The following is a 17322-nucleotide window of genomic DNA, read 5'->3' on the forward strand; positions in this document are numbered from 1 at the left end:
GGCTCGAACGCTAGTGCTCGTGGCCGCAGCCGCAGCCGGGACCGTGCTCGTGCTCGTGCTTCTGGTGGCCGTGCCCGTGATCATGCCCGTGATCATGGCTGTGACCGTGGGCGTGATCATGCTCGTGCTTCTGGTGGCCGTGCTCATGATCGTGGCCGTGATCGTGCGCGTGGTCATGCCCGTGCCCGTGCCCGTGCCCGTGCTCATGACCGTGGTCGTGATGATGATCGTGCCCGTGATCGTGCCCGCAGGTGCTGTGATCGTGGGCGGCCTGCTCGGGCCGGAAGGCGCGGGAGACGGGGGTCGCGACGCAGCCCTGCCCGCGCACCAGCTCGGCCGCGGCGGCGGTCGCCGGCACGTAGAGCACGTCCGTGCCGATCTCGGCGTCCACGTGGCTGCCGCCGAGCTGCCAGGCCAGGCGCAGCAGACGGGCCGGGTTCTCGGCGCGGACCTCCAGGAGGTTTTCGGCGGCCGCCCGCACCGCGACGAGCCGGCCGTCGTCGAGGCGCAGGGCGTCGCCGTCCTCGAGCGCGGCGGTCTTGGTGAGCGCGACGTCGAAGCCGAGGCCGCCCTCTGCGACCAGGGATCCCGCCACCGCGTGCCGGGCCGCGCGGTCGAGGGTCACCGTGTCGGCGACGCGGTCGGCGCGGACGGCGGCCCGGCGGACGATCGTGGTGGCTGTCGGCATGGGACCCTCGGGACTGGTGACGGACTGGTGCCGGGCGTGGTGCGGATCGGGCGCCGCGGCACCGCGGCCGGAGCGCCTCCGAACCGTGGCATAGGGCGAGACGGGAACAGGGCGCAACTCGTCTGGCAACGCGTCTGGCAACGCGTCGCGCGGCCGATGGAACCTTAGCCGTATGGCCGACATTCCTTTCCTGCTAAGCTCGACCCGATCCGCAACGATCACGGCCACCGGCCGGACCGGATACACAAGGGAGTTCTGGGGACCATGAAGAAGCTGACGGCCGCCGCCATCGCCACCATCGCCGCCCTCTCGCTCGCCGGCTGCAACACCCCGGAAGACCGCGCTCTGGGCGGTGCCGGCCTCGGCGCTCTGACCGGCGCGGCGATCGGCGCGGCGGCGACCGGCCGCGCGGGCGGTGCCCTGGCCGGGTGCCGCGATCGGCGGCGCCGGCGGCGCCATCGTGGGCGCCTCGACCGCGCCGCGCTGCCCCTATGGCACCTACCGCGACGCCTACGGCAACATCTACTGCCGCTGAGCCGAACTGACCGCACCCGGGAGGGCCGGGCGCGTCCCGGCCCTTCCTCGCGGCGCGCGGAGCGGCTATCCCGTCGCTCGGCCGGGCGCGTCCCGGCGCCGGAGCCCCGCCGCCCCCCCGATGACAGTGCCGAGCCGAGGATCAGCGCCGGGACCGGTCCGGCCATGAATCAGGCGACCCGATCTCAGGGCGTCTGGGGCAAGCTCGGCGGCGCCGGATTCGGCCTCGCGATCGGCGGACCCCTCGGGGCGCTGATCGGCGGGGTCGCGGGCCATTTCCTGCTCGACCGCGTCGGCGCGCCCTTCGGGCGGACGCCCCGCGACGTCGTGTTCACCACCGGGCTCGTGGCGCTCGCCGCCAAGATGGCCAAGTCCGACGGCGTCGTGCTGCCGTCGGAGGTCGAGGCGTTCGGCCGGGTCGTGCAGGTGGAGCCGTCCGCGCGGGCGGGCGTCGAGCGCCTGTTCGACCTCGCCAAGAAGACCACCAACGGCTTCGAGGCCTACGCCCAGCAGCTGGCGACCACCTTCGGCGACGAGCCGGCGCTCCTCGAGGACGTGCTCGACGGCCTGTTCCAGATCGCCGGCGCCGACGGGGCGCTGCACGAGGCCGAGGAGCGCTACCTGCGCGCGGTCTCGGGCATCTTCGGCTTCGACGAGGCGGCGTTCCGGCGCATCGCCGCGCGCCACGTACGGCTGCCGGACGATCCCTACGGCGTCCTCGGGCTCGACCCCGAGGCGGACGACGCCGCCGTGAAGGCCCGCCACCGGGCGCTGGTGGCCGAGCACCACCCGGACCGGGCGCTCGCCCGCGGCCTGCCGACGGAGGCGGTGGCCATCGCCACCCGGCGGCTCGCCGCGATCAACGCGGCCTATGACCGGATCGCGCAGGAGCGCGGGCTGCGGTGAGCCTGACCCCTGACAGCCCCCTCGCCCGCCGCGTCGCGCCCTCGCCGAACCACGGCGCCCGCCGCGCGGGGCCGCTCGACATGCTGATCCTGCACTACACCGGGATGGACAGCGGGGCCGCCGCGCTCGCGCGCCTGCGCGACCCGCTGAGCGAGGTCTCGGCGCACTACCTCGTGTTCGAGGATGGCGGCATCGTCCAGATGGTGCCGGAGGCCCGCCGGGCTTGGCACGCCGGGGCCGGGGCCTGGAAGGGCGAGACCGACGTCAACTCCCGGTCGATCGGGATCGAGATCGTCCATCCGGGCCATGCCGGCGGCCTGCCGCCCTACCCGGAGGCCCAGGTCGAGGCGGTGATCGCGCTGGCCCGGGACATTCTCGGCCGCTGGCCGATCCCGCCGGAGCGGGTGCTCGCCCATTCCGACGTGGCACCCGAGCGCAAGGAGGATCCGGGGGAGACCTTCCCGTGGGACCGTCTGGCGGCGGCGGGGGTGGGCCACCGCGTGCCGCCCGCCCGCCTCCAGGACGGCCGCTTCTTCGCGCGGGGCGACTCCGGCCAGCCCGTCGAGGCGCTGCAGGCGATGTTCGCGCTCTACGGCTACGACCTGCCGGTGACCGGGCTGTTCGACGCGCGCACCCACGCGGTGGTCACGGCGTTCCAGCGCCATTTCCGCCCGGCGCGGGTGGACGGCGTGGCCGACGCCTCCACCATCACCACCCTGCGCGACCTGATCGCGGCGCTGCCGGCGGCCTGAGGGCCGGGCGCCCGCCTTGGCCTCAGGCGCGGTGGGCCCGGGCCTCGCGGGGGTGCCCGGCTTCCGGGGCGGACGCGGCCGGCGCGTCGGTCCGGGTCCGCCAGAGGCTGTAGAAGACGCCCGCCGCCAGCAGCGTCAGGGTCACCACAAGGGAGACCCAGGGCTGCACGTGGACGAGCCCGAACGTGTCGGCGACCACGATCTTGGCGCCGATGAAGATCAGGATGAAGGCCAGCGCCGTCTTCAGGTAGGCGAACCGGTCGACCATCGCGGCGAGGGCGAAGTAGAGGGCGCGCAGGCCCAGGATCGCGAAGATGTTGGAGGTGTAGACCACGAACGTGTCGGTGGTGATCGCGAAGATCGCCGGCACGCTGTCGACCGCGAAGATCACGTCGGCGCCGTTCACCAGAACCAGAGCGAGCGCCAGCGGGGTGAAGTACAGGGCGACCTTGCCGGTCCTCGGGTCGGTCTTGCGCACCGCGAAGCGCTGGCCGTGCAGGTCGGGCGTGACCCGGAAGGTCGTCTTGAACCAGCGCACGACGGCGCTGTTCTGGAAGTCGCCCTCCTCCTCGTCGCCCGAGAGCAGGATCTTCAGGCCCGCGTAGATCAGGAAGGCGGCGAACAGGGACAGCACCCAGTGCACCTCGTGCACCAGGGCGGCGCCGAGCCCGATCATCAGGCCGCGCAGCACGACCGCCGCCAGGATGCCCCAGAGCAGGACCCGGTGCTGGGCGGCCCGGGGGATGCCGAGCGCCGTCAGGATCATGGCGATGACGAAGACGTTGTCCATCGACAGCGACTTCTCGACCACGAGGCCGGTGACGTATTCCTCGGCGGAGGACGGCCCGAGATACCACCAGATCCAGCCGCCGAAGGCGAGGCCGAGGGCGAGGTAGAAGCCGGTCAGCAGCAGGCTCTCCCGGACGCCGATCTCGTGCTCCTTGTCGCGGTGGAGGAGCCCGAGGTCGAAGGCGAGCAGGCAGGCGATCAGGACGTGGAACCCGAGCCACATCCACAACGGCTTGCCGAGCCATACGACGGTGAGGACGTCCATCATGTGCGGGACCTGATGCTGATTCCATATGGAAAGCATCGGCTCCGACATCACGGGCGCTGAGGAGCGCCCGCCAGAGGGGCCCGCAGCCGATGGGGCCGACGTAAGGGGTGATCCGGGCGAATCAAGGGCAGGGCACCGGGGCGGCGCGCGGGCCGGTGACGATCTCCCGCCTCCGTGGCCTCGCCGCGACAAGGGTCCGCGACAAGGGGCCGCGACCAGGGCCCGCGACCAGGGCCCGCGTCGGAGCGGCCTGCGGTCTCCCTGCGGTCCGAAGGCCTCTCCGGGATCGGAGGAGGTCGAGGGGCCGTCAGGCGGAGCCGTCGGGCGTCTCGGGGGCCATCTTCGGCGACGTGCGCTCGCGCAGGGGCCGCTCCTCCATCAGCGCGAGGAACGTGAAGGCGCCGAGCAGGCCGAGGCAGGCGGCCAGGAAGACGTGGCGGAAGGTCACGGCGAGCTGGGCCGGGTCCGCGCCGCGGATCAGGCTCTCCACGTCGTGGCCCCCTCCCCCCGCCCCGCCGGCGGCGCCGCCGAGCACGATCGTGCCGAAGGCCGCCACGATCAGCGCCCCGCCGAGGGAGCGGAAGAAGTTCATCGCGGCGGTGGCGATGCCGAGCTGGTGCGTCTCCACCGCGTTCTGGATCGAGATGGTGGAGAGCGGCAGGATCGTCCCGATCCCCATGGAGAGCAGCGCGAACAGCACCTCCATGAGCCAGAAGGGCAGCGCTCGGCCCTGCCAGGCGATGGTGGCGCAGCAGGCGAGGCTGACGCACATCATCGCCAGGGGCACGCGCTTGTAGTGCCGGAAATGCAGCATCGACCGGCCCGAAAGGGTCGCGCCCGTGACGGTGCCGATCATCAGCGGCACCAGGGCCACGCCGGACTCGCTCGCCGAGAGCCCGATCACCCCTTCGAGGAAGATCGGCACGTAGATGGTGAGCCCGATGAAGGTGCCCATGGCGAAGCAGGCCGCCAGCGTCGCGCTGTAGACCACCCGGTCCTTGAGCACCTCCGTGGGGATCAGCGGCTCGGCCGCCGTGGCGAGCCGCGCCGCGAAGCCGCCGCCGAGCACGGCCGCCCCGGCGAGGAGGGCGAGGACCGGCGCCGAGTCCCAGGGATAGCGCACCCCGCCCCAGCTCAGGGCCAGCAGGAGGGTGACGGAGCCCGCCACCATCAGGGCGGCGCCGGGATAGTCCAGCCGGTGGCGGCGCTCGTGGCGGGGCAGGCGCTTGAGGTTGGCGTTGGTGAGCGCGAAGGCGAGGACCCCGATCGGCAGGTTGATCCAGAAGATCAGCGACCAGTGCAGGTGCTGGGCGAAGAGGCCGCCGAGCAGCGGCCCCGCCACCGAGGCCGTCACGAACACGCCCGCGATCACCACCTGATAGCGCGCCCGCTCCTTGGGCGACATGATGTCGGCCAGGATGGTCTGCGACAGGGCGATCAGACCGCCGCCGCCGACACCCTGGAGGCCCCGGGCGAGCGCCAGCGCCACCATCGTGGGCGCGAGCGCGCAGGCGAGCGAGCCGACCACGAACGTCGCGATGGCGATCAGCAGCATGACCCGCCGACCGTGGATGTCGCTGAGCTTGCCGTAGAGCGGGGTCACCGCGGTGGAGGCCAGCAGGTAGGCGGTGACGATCCAGGGCAGGTTCGCGGCGTCGCCGAGGTCGAGGCCGATGGTCGGCATGGCGGTCGCCACGATGGTCTGATCGAGGGCCGCGAGCAGCATCGCGGTCATCAGCCCGTAGACGATGGCGCGGATCTCGCCGGGGCTGAGCGCGGCCTGCGGGGCGGGCCGCGCCTGGGCCTGCGGCTGGATCTCGGTGACGGCGACGGGACTGGCCACGTGTCTGAGAGCCTCTGATCCGGACCGTGCCGGCCGACCGTCCGGGGCGGACGGGGCCTGGGGCGGCATGAGGGGGGCGCGGCGGGCCCGATCCGGTCGTGGTGCCGCCGGGCGGGGCCTCGGCGGCCCTGCGGACCCTCCCGGTGGACGCCCTGCGCCTCGATCCCGGCACGGTGGCGGGCCTGAAGCGGCTGGGCCTGCGCCGGATCGGCGCGCTCGACGCCCTGCCCCGGGGCCCCCTCGCCCGCCGCTTCGGCGCGTCGCTGCTGCTGCGGCTCGATCAGGCCCTGGCCCGCCGGCCCGAGCCGCTGGCGCCCCTGACGGAGGCGGCCGACTACGCCGCCGCCCGCGGCTTCCTAGACCCGATCGGGCGGCAGTCGGACATCGTCCGGACCGCCCGGGACCTGATGGCGGAGACCGCGCCGCGGCTGGAGCGGGACGGGCTCGGCGCCTGCGCCCTGCGCCTCAGCCTGCACCGGGTCGACGGCGCCCTGCGCGCGATCGATCTCGGCCTGTCCCGGCCCGAGCGCGATCCGGAGCGGGTCGCGGCCCTCGTCGCCCTGCGCCTCGACCGGCTGGGCTCCGCCCTCGACGCCGGCTTCGGCTTCGAGACGGTGGCGCTCGCCGTGACGGTGACCGGCCCCATGCCGGCCCGCCAGGCGGATCTCGGCGCGGCGGCCGTGGGCGACGGGGTCGGGTTCCTGGCCGACGCCCTGGCGCAGCGGCTCGGGCGGGCGCTCCTGCGGCTCGAGCCGCGGGCGAGCTACCTTCCGGAGCGGGGCGAAAGGGGCCGGGTCTGGGTTGCCGGAGAGAGGCAGGGATCGGTGCCGAGGAGGAGCCCTGGCCAGTCCTGGGCATCGCCTCCCTCCCCCGCCGCGGGACTCGCGGATCCGTACATCGGGGCCGGCAACGGGGTGTCCGGATCGATCGCGGGTCCCCTCCTCCGTGCGGGAGAGGGATGGGCCGAGGGACGGGCGGCTTCCGGATCAGGCACCCGGGGCGATGGCGTGCTCGATCCTGACGCGTCCTGTCCCTCGGCCCAACCCTCTCCCGCACGGGAGAGGGGGCGGAGCGCGCTCCTGCACCGATCGCGGCGTTCAGTCGGGATGCGCGACCCTCGCGACGCGGAGGCGGAGGAGGAGCCGCGCACCGGCGCCTCCCCCTGGACCGACCACCTCCCGCCCCGGCCCCTGGTGATCTTCCCCCGCGGCGAGGCCGCCTGCGACGTGCTCTCGACCGTCCCGGAGGGGCCGCCCCGGCGCTTCCGCTGGCGCGCCCGGATCCACCGGGTCGCCCATGCCGAGGGGCCCGAGCGGATCGCCGCCGAATGGTGGCGCGAGCCCGGCGCGGATCGCGACTACTACCGCATCGAGTGCGAGGCCGGGCACCGGCTCTGGCTCTACCGCGACGGCCCGCACGCCCCCGACCGACCGGCCGCGTGGCTGGGCGTGCAGGGGCGCGAGCTACCTTCCGGAGCGGGGCGAAAGGGGCCGGGTCTGGGTTGCCGGAGAGAGGCAGGGATCGGTGCCGAGGAGGAGCCCTGGCCAGTCCTGGGCATCGCCTCCCTCCCCCGCCGCGGGACTCGCGGATCCGTACATCGGGGCCGGCAACGGGGTGTCCGGATCGATCGCGGGTCCCCTCCTCCGTGCGGGAGAGGGGGCGGAGCGCGCTCCTGCACCGATCGCGGCGTTCAGTCGGGATGCGCGACCCTCGCGACGCGGAGGCGGAGGAGGAGCCGCGCACCGGCGCCTCCCCCTGGACCGACCACCTCCCGCCCCGGCCCCTGGTGATCTTCCCCCGCGGCGAGGCCGCCTGCGACGTGCTCTCGACCGTCCCGGAGGGGCCGCCCCGGCGCTTCCGCTGGCGCGCCCGGATCCACCGGGTCGCCCATGCCGAGGGGCCCGAGCGGATCGCCGCCGAATGGTGGCGCGAGCCCGGCGCGGATCGCGACTACTACCGCATCGAGTGCGAGGCCGGGCACCGGCTCTGGCTCTACCGCGACGGCCCGCACGCCCCCGACCGACCGGCCGCGTGGTACGTCCACGGGCTGTTCGCGTGAGCGGCCCCACCTACGTCGAACTCGCCGTCACCACGAATTTCTCCTTCCTGCACGGCGCGTCCCACCCGCAGGAATTCGTCGTGCAGGCGGCGTCCTACGGCCTCGCGGCCATCGGCATCGCCGACCGCAACACCGTGGCCGGCGTGGTCCGGGCGCACGCGGCGGCACGCGCCCTCGAACCGCAGGGCACCGCGATCCGGATCCTGCCGGGGGTGCGCCTCGTCACCGAGGAGGGGTTCGAGGCCGTCACCTACCCGATGGACCGGGCGGCCTGGGGGCGACTCTGCCGGCTGCTCACCCTGGGCAACCGGCGCGTGCGCAAGGGCGACTGCCGCTTCTCCTTCGCGGAGATGCTGGAGGCCGCCGAGGGGCAGATGTTCATCGCCATGCCCCCGACCCGGCACCTGCCGGAGGGATTCCGGGCGCGGCTTGAGGCGCTCGCCGCAGCGGCGCCGGGCCGGACCTTCCTGGGGGCGAGCCACACGCGCCGCGGCGACGAGAGGCGGCGCCTCGGGCTCCTCGCCGAGCTGGGCGCGGCCTCCGGTGCCCCGATGGTCGCGGTCTCGGACGCGCTCTACCACCATCCCGAGCGCCGCCCGCTCCAGGACGTGGTCACCTGCATCCGCGCGGGTTGCCGGATCGGGGACGCCGGCTACCGGCTGGAGGCCAATGCCGAGCGCCACCTGAAGCCCGCCGCCGAGATGGCGCGGCTGTTCGCCGACCACCCGGGAGCGCTCGCCCGCACCGTCGAGATCGCCGAGGCCTGCGACTTCAGCCTGTCGCAGCTGCACTACGAGTATCCGGACGAGCCGGTGCCCCCCGGGCGCACGCCGCAGGAGTACCTGGAGGAGAAGACCTGGGAGCGGGCGCGCTGGCGCTACGGCGGCGAGGTCCCCGAAGCCGTCGCGGCGACGCTGCGCGAGGAGCTGCGGCTCATCGCCAAGATGGATTACGCCCGCTACTTCCTGACCCTGTTCGACGTGGTCGAGTTCGCCCGCGGCCGGGGCATCCTCTGCCAGGGCCGCGGCTCGGCGGCCAATTCCGCCGTGTGCTTCTGCCTCGGCATCACCGCGGTGGACCCGTCGAAGCACCGGCTGCTCTTCGCCCGCTTCATCTCGGAGAACCGTGGCGAGCCCCCCGACATCGACGTCGATTTCGAGCACGAGCGCCGCGAGGAGGTGATCCAGCACCTCTACGCCCGCTACGGCCGCGAGCGCGCCGCCCTCTGCGCCACGGTGATCCATTACCGCCCGCGCATGGCGATCCGCGAGGTCGGCAAGGTCCTGGGCCTGACCGAGGACGTGACCGCTTCGATCGCCGACACGGTCTGGGGCTCCTGGGGCACCGGCATGCCGGACCGGCACGTGCGCGAGGCCGGCCTCGACCCGGAGAACCCCGCGATCCGGCAGGCCCTCGACCTCGCCCACCAGCTGATCGGCTTCCCCCGCCACCTGTCGCAGCACGTCGGCGGCTTCGTGCTGACCCGCGGCCGCCTCGACGAGACCGTCCCGGTGGGCAACGGCGCCATGGCGGACCGGACCTTCATCGAGTGGGACAAGGACGACATCGACGCGATCGGCCTGATGAAGGTCGACGTGCTGGCGCTCGGCATGCTGACCTGCCTCAAGCGCGGCCTCGACTTCTTGGAACGGGACCACGGCACCTTCTACGAGACGCTCGCCGATCTGCCCCGGGAGGATCCCGCGACCTACGCCATGCTGGCCAAGGCCGATTCCGTCGGCGTGTTCCAGGTCGAGAGCCGGGCGCAGATGTCGATGCTGCCGCGCCTCAAGCCGAAGGAGTTCTACGATCTCGTGGTGCAGGTCGCGATCGTGCGCCCCGGCCCGATCCAGGGCGACATGGTCCATCCCTACCTGCGGCGGCGCTCCGGGATCGACCCGGTCGAGTACCCGGCCCCGCACCCGGATCACGGCCCGGCGGACGAGCTGAAGGAGGTCCTGCAGAAGACCTACGGCGTGCCGCTGTTCCAGGAGCACGCCATGCAGATCGCCATCACGGCGGCGGGCTTCTCCCCTGCCGAGGCCGACGGCCTGCGCCGGGCGATGGCGACCTTCCGCCACGTCGGCTCGATCGGCGGGTTCCAAGAGAAATTCGTCGGCGGCATGACCCGCCGGGGCTACCCGCAGGATTTCGCCGAGCGCTGCTTCGCGCAGATCCGCGGCTTCTCGACCTACGGCTTCCCGGAGAGCCACGCGGCGAGCTTCGCGCTCCTCGTCTACGCCTCGGCCTGGATGAAGTGCCGCCACCCCGACGTCTTCCTGGCCGCGATCCTCAACGCCCAGCCGATGGGCTTCTACCAGCCGGCCCAGCTCGTGCGCGACGCCCGCGCCCACGGGGTCGAGGTGCGGGGCGTCTGCGTCAACGCCAGCGACTGGGACTGTACCCTGGAGCCGGCCGGGGATCCGAAGCGGCACGCCGTGCGGATCGGCCTGCGCGTCGTGCGCGGCCTGCCCGAGGCCGCGATGCGCCGGCTCGTGCGGCTGCGGGCCAACGGCTATGCCAGCATCGAGGGCCTGCAGGCGTCCCTCGCCCTGCCCCGCAACACCCTGGAGCGGCTGGCCGAGGCCGACGCGTTCCGCTCGCTCGGCCTCGACCGGCGCGCCGCCCTCTGGATGGTCCGCACCCTGGAGGGGACCTCGGCCCGCAAGGCCGCCAAGAGGGAGAGTGCGGCCGACGGCTCGGAGCGCCGCGCCCATCTCCTCGACGCGCCGCTCCCGCTCTTCGCGTGGCACGCCGATGACGGCCTGTTCCGGCACGAGCCGGCGGTGGACCTGCCGGCCCTGGCCCCGTCCGAGGCGGTGGCCGAGGATTACGCCGCCACCGGCCTGTCGCTCCAGGGGCACCCGGTCGCGTTCTTCCGGGGGCGGCTCGCCCGGATCGGCGCGATCCCGGCCCGGGCCCATCTCGACCCTTCCCTGCCCCAGGGCGCGCGGGTCACGGTGGCGGGGCTCGTGCTGATCCGCCAGCGGCCGGGCACCGCCAAGGGCGTGGTCTTCCTGACCCTGGAGGACGAGACCGCTATCGCCAACGTGATCGTCTGGAAGACCGTGTTCGAGGCGAACCGCCGGACCGCCATGCAGGCCCGGTTCCTCGCGGTGCGCGGCCGGATCCAGCGGGCGGACGGGGTCGTCCACCTCGTGGCGGAGGGATTTCGCGACCTCACCGCCGCCCTGCGCGACCTGCGCGAGGCCGGCATGAAGCTGCCGCCCGAGAACACGGATTTCGGCGTGCCCCCGGACCGGCGCGTGTATCGCAGCCGGGATTTCCACTGAGGGAAGCACCTCGCCGGGCCCCTCGACAGGCCCCGCCCCGCGCGTAGAGTGCGGCGATGTCGAGCTTCGCCGTTCCGCGCCTCCTCCTCCTCGCCGCCTGCGTGGCCCTGCCCCTGCTGGCGCAGGCCGCCCGGGCCGACAGCTGCGACGACCTCACCCGCCAGATCGCCGACGCGATCGGCGGCCGGGTCGGCAAGCGCGCCGGCCCGAGCATCGACATCCGCATGGCCGGACCGATCAAGTTCGACGTCACCTGCCGGGCCGAGCCGATCGTGCAGGCGACCTCCGCCGAGCCGAGCCCCTCGGTGACCTTCTTCCGCGACCTGTCGGTGGCCTCCGAGATCCTCGTCGGCCAACCGGCCGCGACCGTCGAGCCGATCATCGCCACCGCCTACCGGACCGCGCTGGCGGAGCGGCGCAAGTCGTTCATCCAGCAGAACGGCTGGTCGGCGTCCTGCTACACCGACCCGGGCAGCACCACGATGCGGACCCTCTGCTCGGTGGGGCGCATCCCGCCGGGATAGGCGCCTGACCGGGGGCGACCGTCGGGTCCTCCCCGGCTTCGGTCTCGCCTGCGCGATGGCCGATCTCGACGCCCGCACGACCCTGGCGCGCGCCCGGACGTGCGGTGTTCCGGCGCCCGTCGAACCCCGGACCGCCGTCCTCGCGGGCGCGGCGAAGCGATCCAGGCGGCGCCACGGTCACCGAGCGCGCGCTGCCCCGGCGCGCTTCGCCGCGCGCGATGACGGGGCGGCGTGCCCCGCCGAGCGCCCGCTCAGTACTCGATCACGCCGTCGAGCGCGTAGTGCTTCACGGTCTTCCGGTTGGCGATCAGCTCGTCGACCGTCGGCTCGCCCTTGAGGGCGCGGGCGATGGCGAGCTTCGTCGCCTCGTAGTTGGTCCGGTAGAGGTCCTTCTGGTCGAGGTTGTCGTCCTCGGCGCAGCGCTGATCGAGCCAGATCATGATGATCATGCACAGCTCGTCGAGCCCGTCCTTCGGCAGGATGCCCTCGATGATGCAGTCCACGATCGCGTCGCCGGTGGCGGCCTGGACCACGCCGCCGAGGAGCTCGGCATACTCGGCCGTGTGGATCGTGACCTTGGTGGTCATCATCGTGGCGGGGCGCACGAGCTGGTTGAGGTCGCGGACCACGAACATCCGCGTGTGGCCCTGGACCTGCCCCATCATCGACGCGAAGGCCTGGCCGACCGGACCGCGCACCGAGCCGATCAGCACCTCCGGCATGGCGTCGGTGTACTGGCCCTCGGCCGCCAGCACCGTGGCCTCGCCCGTGCGGAACCAGATCTCTTGCATGTTCGAACTCCACCTGATCGGAGCCCGCGGGAGACATCATCGCGCCGGCCGCGTCAATGAGCTCAGAGCAGGCCGACCCCGTCGAGCACGCCGACCAGCGCGAAGGCCACGGTGATCCCCGAGACCGCGTAGACCACCCACTTGTAGGCGCCCTCCACGCGCTGGCCCTCCGGCAGGGCGCGGGTAGCGAGCAGGATCAGGAGGCCGAGCGCGAGCGGCAGGAGCAGGGCGTTCATCACCTCCACGGCGATGTTGAGCGCCACGAGATTCGGAACGAGCTGCACGGCGCCCGCCCCCGCCGCGACCGCGAGCGCGAAGGCGCCGTAGAAGGCCGGCGCTTCCCGGGGCGACTGCTCCAGGGAGTGCGGCCGGCCGGTCACGTCGCCGAATCCCCAGGCCAGCGCCAGGGCCACGACGTTGAGCGCCACGAAGGCCGCCGCGATGATGCCGACCCCGAACACAACCTGCCCGAGCCACGGCCCGAGGGCCGGCGTGAAGGCGCCCGCGAGGTCGCCGACCGTCTCGAGTCCCTTCGCGCTGCCCTGCCCGGCCTTGCCGATCGTGGCGGCGGCGGCGACGAGGATCGCGCCCATCACGCATTGCGAGACCACCGCGCCCACGAGCGTGTCGAGTCGCGAGCGCCGCGCGTGCTCCCAGCCCAGGCCCTTATCGACGATCGCCGACTGCTGGTAGAAGATCATCCACGGCATGATCACCGCGCCGATATTGGCCGCGATCAGCACCCGGAACTGGCCGTCGTCCAGCGGCATGTGCCCGAAGGAGGCGACGATCTCGGACACGTGCGGCCGCGCCGCGACGGCGAGCCCGACGAAGACCAGCTCGAACAGGCCGACGACGATCGCCACGACCTCGACGCGCCGGTAGCTGCCGGTGAGGACGAGCCCGAGGAGCAGGCCGGCCGGCAGGCCGAGGCTGACGAGCCGCGGCACCCCGAACAGGTCCCCGATGCCGGCGATGCCGGAGAATTCCGTCACGATGGCGCCGAGCCCGGCGACCACGAGGCCGCCGTACGAGATCCAGGCCCAGACCGGCCCGTACCGCTCCCGGATCAGCGCGCCGTGGCCGCGGCCGGTGGCGGTGCCGAGCCGCACCGTCAGCTCCTGGACGACGTACAGGATCGGCACCAGCAGGATCTGCAGCAGCAGCAGCGCGTAGCCCCAGCGCGCCCCGCTCTGGGCCGCCGTGATGAGGCTTCCGACATCGGTATCGGCCAGCATCACCACGAGTCCGGGACCCGCGGCCTTGAGGTAAGAGGACAGGCGAGGCAGGGAAGCGCTGGGCACGGCTCGGGAACAGTCCCGGGTACGGCCGGTTCCGGCGGGCGCCTGCGGCGTTTTCCCGGGGCGGGCGGGAGGAGCGTGAGATGGCGGAGTGCACGGATCGGGGCTCCGGCTGGAGCCTGCAGGCGAGCGCCGTGCCCGACGGGGTGCGCCTGGAACTCGCCCTGGCCGACCTCGGCGGCGCGCCGGTCACGGCCGCGATCGTGCTCGACCGGGCGGAGGCCCGGGCCTTCGCCCGCGCCCTGCTCGCCGCGCCCTGCTCGCCGCGGCCGGCGACGCCGCGGAGCGGACCTTCCCGAAACCGGGCGCCTGAGGGCGCGCCGCCGGCCGGTCAGCGCACGCCGAGACCCGGATTGCGGCCCGGCAGGCGGGGGACCACCGTGCCGCGCTTCTCGATCGGCGCGTCGCAGGCGTAGGCGAATTCGGTCTTCAGCGGATCGAACACGGTCTCGCCGGTGACCCGGCAATCCTCGCGCACGGTCTCGTCCAGATAGGCCCGGGCGGCGGTGCGGAAGCGCTTCACCCGGGTGGCGTCCGGCTCCGGATCGATCCGGACCTCGCTCAGATTGCAGCCGGCGTACTCGCGCAGGGCGTTGGAGACGATCAGCATCCGGCGCAGCTGCCGGTTGTCGTAGACCTCGTAGGGCTCCTTGCAGCCGATCGTCACGACCTGGGGGGTGAGCGCCACGTAGTTCCGCGAGATGTAGGAGAACCCGGTGGTGCAGCCGGCGAGGCCGAGGGCGGCGAGGCCGAGGGGCAGCAGAGCCGCGGGTCGTCGCATCCTCGTCATTCCATGAGGGTCCCAGCCCGCGCCCCGGATCCGCCGCCTGCCCGGCGGGGCACCGCGGTGCATTGAAACGGCTCCGCTTGCGCCGTCAATGCGTTTCTCGGCCTTAGCCCGCGGGCGCGCCGCGGCGCGCCGAGCGGAGCGGTGCCGCTCTTGCGGAACACTTGCGGAACGTTTAACCTGTTCGTGATTTGTTTCGGAGACCGTCACGTGGCGGTCCGCCAAGCCGCGAGTCCCCCGTCGATGCTCACGCGCAAGCAGCTGGACCTCCTGCGATTCATCCAGAGCCGGATGCAGGAATGCGGTGTCCCGCCGTCCTTCGACGAGATGAAGGATGCCCTCGATCTCAAGTCGAAATCCGGCATCCACCGGCTGATCACGGCGCTCGAGGAGCGCGGCTTCCTCCGGCGCCTCCCGAATCGGGCGCGCGCCATCGAGGTGATCCGCATCCCCGAGAGCCTGACCCAGGCCGTCCCGGCGACTCAGGCCCCCGCCGAGCCGCGCCGCTTCACGCCGAGCGTGGTCGAGGGCGGCAAGTCCAAGCCGCCGCCGGCCCCGGCGAGCACGCGGATGATCGACGAGTCCGGCCGCGCCATCTCGATCCCCGTCATGGGCCGGATCGCGGCCGGCACGCCCGTCTCGGCGATCCAGAACCAGAGCCACGCCATCACCCTGTCGCCGGACTTCGTGGCCGGCGGCGAGCACTACGCCCTCGAGGTGCGCGGCGACTCGATGGTCGAGGCCGGCATCCTGGACGGCGACCTCGTGGTCATCCGCAAGCAGGAAACGGCCAATACCGGCGACATCATCGTGGCGCTGATCGACGACGAGGAGGCGACGCTCAAGCGCCTGCGCCGCCGCGGCTCCTCCATCGCCCTGGAGGCCGCCAACCCGGCCTACGAGACCCGCGTGCTCGGGCCCGACCGGGTCCGGATCCAAGGCCGCCTCGTCAGCCTCGTCCGCCGCTACTGAAGCGGCTCGGCCGGCGCGTCGCCGGGGGCGAGGTCTCCGCCCGGCGCGGCGTCGGCCTCCGCGGCGCGGTCGCCCGGCTNGAGCAGCGCCACCGCGCCGCCCGCCCGCCTCGCGCCGATCCGCCGCATCGCCGCCGCCCCGCTCCGCGCGACCTGTCGTCGGGGCCGAGCGATTCTGCGGGCGATTCTTAACGCATCCGCCGGCCCGTGCTACAGCGGGTTCTTCGTGCTACGGGCGCCCTGTCGAGCCCCTCGCCGCTCCGCTGCCCCTTCGCCGCCCTCTCGCCGTCCGTCGCGCCCCGCCCGCGACCAGCCCCGGAACGTACCGGACCGATGTCCTCAGCCGTCGTCACGCGCTTCGCCCCCTCGCCCACCGGCTACCTGCATATCGGCGGGGCCCGCACGGCCTTGTTCAACTGGCTCTACGCCCGCCACACCGGCGGCAAGATGCTGCTGCGCATCGAGGACACCGACCGCGAGCGCTCCACCAAGGGGGCGATCGACGCGATCCTCGACGGCCTCTCCTGGCTCGGCCTCGACTGGGACGGCGACGTGGTCTTCCAGTTCGCCCGCGCCGAGCGCCACCGCGCGGTCGCCGAGGAGCTGCTGGCCGCGGGCCGCGCCTATCACTGCTACGCCACCGCCGAGGAACTCACGCAGATGCGCGAGACCGCCCGCGCGGAGGGGCGCGCCCCGCGCTACGACGGCCGCTGGCGCGACCGCGACCCGTCCGAGGCCCCCGCCGGGGTCAAGCCGGTGATCCGCCTGCGCGCGCCGACCGAGGGCGAGACGGTGGTCGAGGACGCCGTCCAGGGCCGCGTGACCTGGGCCAACAAGGACCTCGACGACCTCGTCCTGCTGCGCTCGGACGGGACGCCGACCTACATGCTCGCCGTGGTGGTCGACGACCACGACATGGGCGTCACGCAGATCATCCGCGGCGACGACCACCTCACCAACGCGGCGCGCCAGAGCCAGATCTTCTCGGCCCTCGGCTGGGAGATCCCCCGGATGGCCCATATCCCGCTGATCCACGGGGCGGACGGGGCCAAGCTCTCGAAGCGCCACGGGGCGCTCGGCGTCGAGGCCTATCGCGACCTCGGCTACCTGCCGGCGGCGCTGCGCAACTACCTCGTGCGGCTCGGCTGGAGCCACGGCGACCAGGAGGTCTTCTCCACCGACGAGATGGTCGCGGCCTTCGACCTCGGCGCGGTCGGCCGCTCGGCGGCGCGGTTCGACTTCGCCAAGCTCGCCAACCTCAACGGCCTCTACATCCGCACCAGCGCCGATTCCGACCTCGTCGCGGCGATCGAGACCATCCTGCCCAACGTCGGGCCGGAGCGCGGCCTGTCGGCGCCGCTGCGGCCCGACCTCAGGGACAAGCTCATCCAGGCCATGCCGGGCCTGAAGGAGCGGGCCAAGACGCTGATCGAGCTCCTCGACAGCGCCTACTATCTCTACGCCCAGCGGCCCCTGGCGCTGGACGACAAGGCCCGCGCTCTCCTCTCCGACGAGGGGCGCGGCCGCCTCGCCGGGGTGCGGCCGGTGCTCGAGGCGCTGCCCGACTGGAGCGCGGCCGCCACCGAGGGCGCGGTGCGCCAGTACGCGGAGGCGGCCGGTTGCAAGCTCGGGCAGGTTGCCCAGCCCCTGCGCGCGGCGCTGACCGGCCGCACCACCTCCCCGCCCCTGTTCGACGTCATGGCGGTGCTCGGCCGGGAGGAAACCCTGGCGCGCCTCGGGGATCAGGCGCCGCAGGGCTGAGGCAGGGCAGAGACAGGGCAGAGACAGGATTGAGATCGCCGCGCCCGGACCGGGA

Annotated in this window: 14 protein-coding genes and 2 pseudogenes; 10 read left to right on the top strand and 6 right to left on the bottom strand. The window is 73.4% G+C overall.

From position 1 onward, the window contains the following. Positions 1 to 10: 10 nt before the first annotated feature. Positions 11 to 688 (bottom strand): urease accessory protein UreE, encoded by a 678-nt coding sequence (locus tag MMR14E_RS12035; RefSeq protein ID WP_331314523.1) that lies wholly within the window; start codon positions 686 to 688, stop codon positions 11 to 13. A 264-nt stretch (positions 689 to 952) separates the two neighbouring features. On the opposite strand from MMR14E_RS12035, the pseudogene MMR14E_RS12040 reads away from it, so the two are divergent. The 3 genes and pseudogenes from MMR14E_RS12040 to MMR14E_RS12050 all read left to right on the top strand — a co-directional run bounded on the left by MMR14E_RS12040 (position 953) and on the right by MMR14E_RS12050 (position 2880). Then, positions 953 to 1223, top strand: a pseudogene (locus MMR14E_RS12040) (hypothetical protein). Positions 1224 to 1387: 164 nt separating this feature from the next. Next, entirely contained in the window at positions 1388 to 2128 is a 741-nt protein-coding gene (locus MMR14E_RS12045) for a TerB family tellurite resistance protein (RefSeq protein WP_331314525.1), read from the top strand. Then, positions 2125 to 2880, top strand: a complete 756-nt coding sequence (locus MMR14E_RS12050) for an N-acetylmuramoyl-L-alanine amidase (RefSeq protein ID WP_331314527.1) — start codon at positions 2125 to 2127, stop codon at positions 2878 to 2880. The genes MMR14E_RS12045 and MMR14E_RS12050 overlap by 4 nt, the downstream gene beginning before the upstream one ends. Before the next feature lie 22 nt (positions 2881 to 2902). Here the strand turns inward: MMR14E_RS12050 and MMR14E_RS12055 are convergent, their stop codons facing one another. Next, on the bottom strand, positions 2903 to 3937 hold the full coding sequence (locus tag MMR14E_RS12055) for a TerC family protein (RefSeq protein ID WP_331314529.1): 1035 nt from the start codon (positions 3935 to 3937) through the stop codon (positions 2903 to 2905). Between the two features lie 307 nt (positions 3938 to 4244). After that, positions 4245 to 5780, bottom strand: coding sequence for an MDR family MFS transporter (locus MMR14E_RS12060; protein ID WP_331314531.1), 1536 nt, complete (start codon positions 5778 to 5780; stop codon positions 4245 to 4247). A gap of 98 nt (positions 5781 to 5878) precedes the next feature. Between MMR14E_RS12060 and MMR14E_RS12065 the strand changes: the two genes are divergently transcribed. Genes MMR14E_RS12065 through MMR14E_RS12080 form a run of 4 tightly spaced genes read left to right on the top strand, consistent with a single transcriptional unit; the run spans position 5879 to position 11656 of the window. Further along, positions 5879 to 7570 (top strand): DNA polymerase Y family protein, encoded by a 1692-nt coding sequence (locus tag MMR14E_RS12065; RefSeq protein WP_331314533.1) that lies wholly within the window; start codon positions 5879 to 5881, stop codon positions 7568 to 7570. Continuing rightward, on the top strand, positions 7567 to 7839 hold the full coding sequence (locus MMR14E_RS12070) for a DUF6504 family protein (protein ID WP_419539336.1): 273 nt from the start codon (positions 7567 to 7569) through the stop codon (positions 7837 to 7839). The genes MMR14E_RS12065 and MMR14E_RS12070 overlap by 4 nt, the downstream gene beginning before the upstream one ends. Further along, complete coding sequence (locus tag MMR14E_RS12075) at positions 7836 to 11132, top strand: error-prone DNA polymerase (protein WP_331314535.1); 3297 nt, start codon at positions 7836 to 7838, stop codon at positions 11130 to 11132. The genes MMR14E_RS12070 and MMR14E_RS12075 overlap by 4 nt, the downstream gene beginning before the upstream one ends. A gap of 56 nt (positions 11133 to 11188) precedes the next feature. Then, positions 11189 to 11656 carry a hypothetical protein gene (locus tag MMR14E_RS12080; protein WP_331314537.1) on the top strand — a complete coding sequence of 156 codons (468 nt, stop codon included), beginning with the start codon at positions 11189 to 11191 and terminating at the stop codon, positions 11654 to 11656. 251 nt (positions 11657 to 11907) lie between these two features. On the opposite strand, the gene fae is transcribed toward MMR14E_RS12080, so the two are convergent. Both fae and MMR14E_RS12090 read right to left on the bottom strand, forming a co-directional pair. Continuing rightward, positions 11908 to 12447, bottom strand: coding sequence for a formaldehyde-activating enzyme (fae, locus tag MMR14E_RS12085; protein ID WP_020092273.1), 540 nt, complete (start codon positions 12445 to 12447; stop codon positions 11908 to 11910). A 62-nt stretch (positions 12448 to 12509) separates the two neighbouring features. Then, entirely contained in the window at positions 12510 to 13685 is a 1176-nt protein-coding gene (locus MMR14E_RS12090; protein WP_331314540.1) for an NRAMP family divalent metal transporter, read from the bottom strand. 146 nt (positions 13686 to 13831) lie between these two features. Here MMR14E_RS12090 and MMR14E_RS12095 point away from each other — a divergent pair. Then, positions 13832 to 14061 (top strand): annotated as a pseudogene (locus MMR14E_RS12095) (hypothetical protein). Between the two features lie 18 nt (positions 14062 to 14079). On the opposite strand, the gene MMR14E_RS12100 reads toward MMR14E_RS12095, so the two are convergent. Beyond that, complete coding sequence (locus MMR14E_RS12100; protein ID WP_331314545.1) at positions 14080 to 14529, bottom strand: hypothetical protein; 450 nt, start codon at positions 14527 to 14529, stop codon at positions 14080 to 14082. 249 nt (positions 14530 to 14778) lie between these two features. On the opposite strand from MMR14E_RS12100, the gene lexA reads away from it, so the two are divergent. Together lexA and gltX are read left to right on the top strand one after the other, a co-directional pair. Continuing rightward, positions 14779 to 15507 (top strand): transcriptional repressor LexA, encoded by a 729-nt coding sequence (gene lexA, locus MMR14E_RS12105; protein ID WP_331314547.1) that lies wholly within the window; start codon positions 14779 to 14781, stop codon positions 15505 to 15507. Between the two features lie 332 nt (positions 15508 to 15839). Then, positions 15840 to 17267, top strand: a complete 1428-nt coding sequence (gene gltX, locus MMR14E_RS12110; RefSeq protein WP_331314550.1) for a glutamate--tRNA ligase — start codon at positions 15840 to 15842, stop codon at positions 17265 to 17267. Positions 17268 to 17322: the final 55 nt, after the last annotated feature.

It is taken from the genome of Methylobacterium mesophilicum, assembly GCF_036441335.1.
Taxonomy (GTDB): Bacteria; Pseudomonadota; Alphaproteobacteria; order Rhizobiales; family Beijerinckiaceae; genus Methylobacterium; species Methylobacterium mesophilicum_B.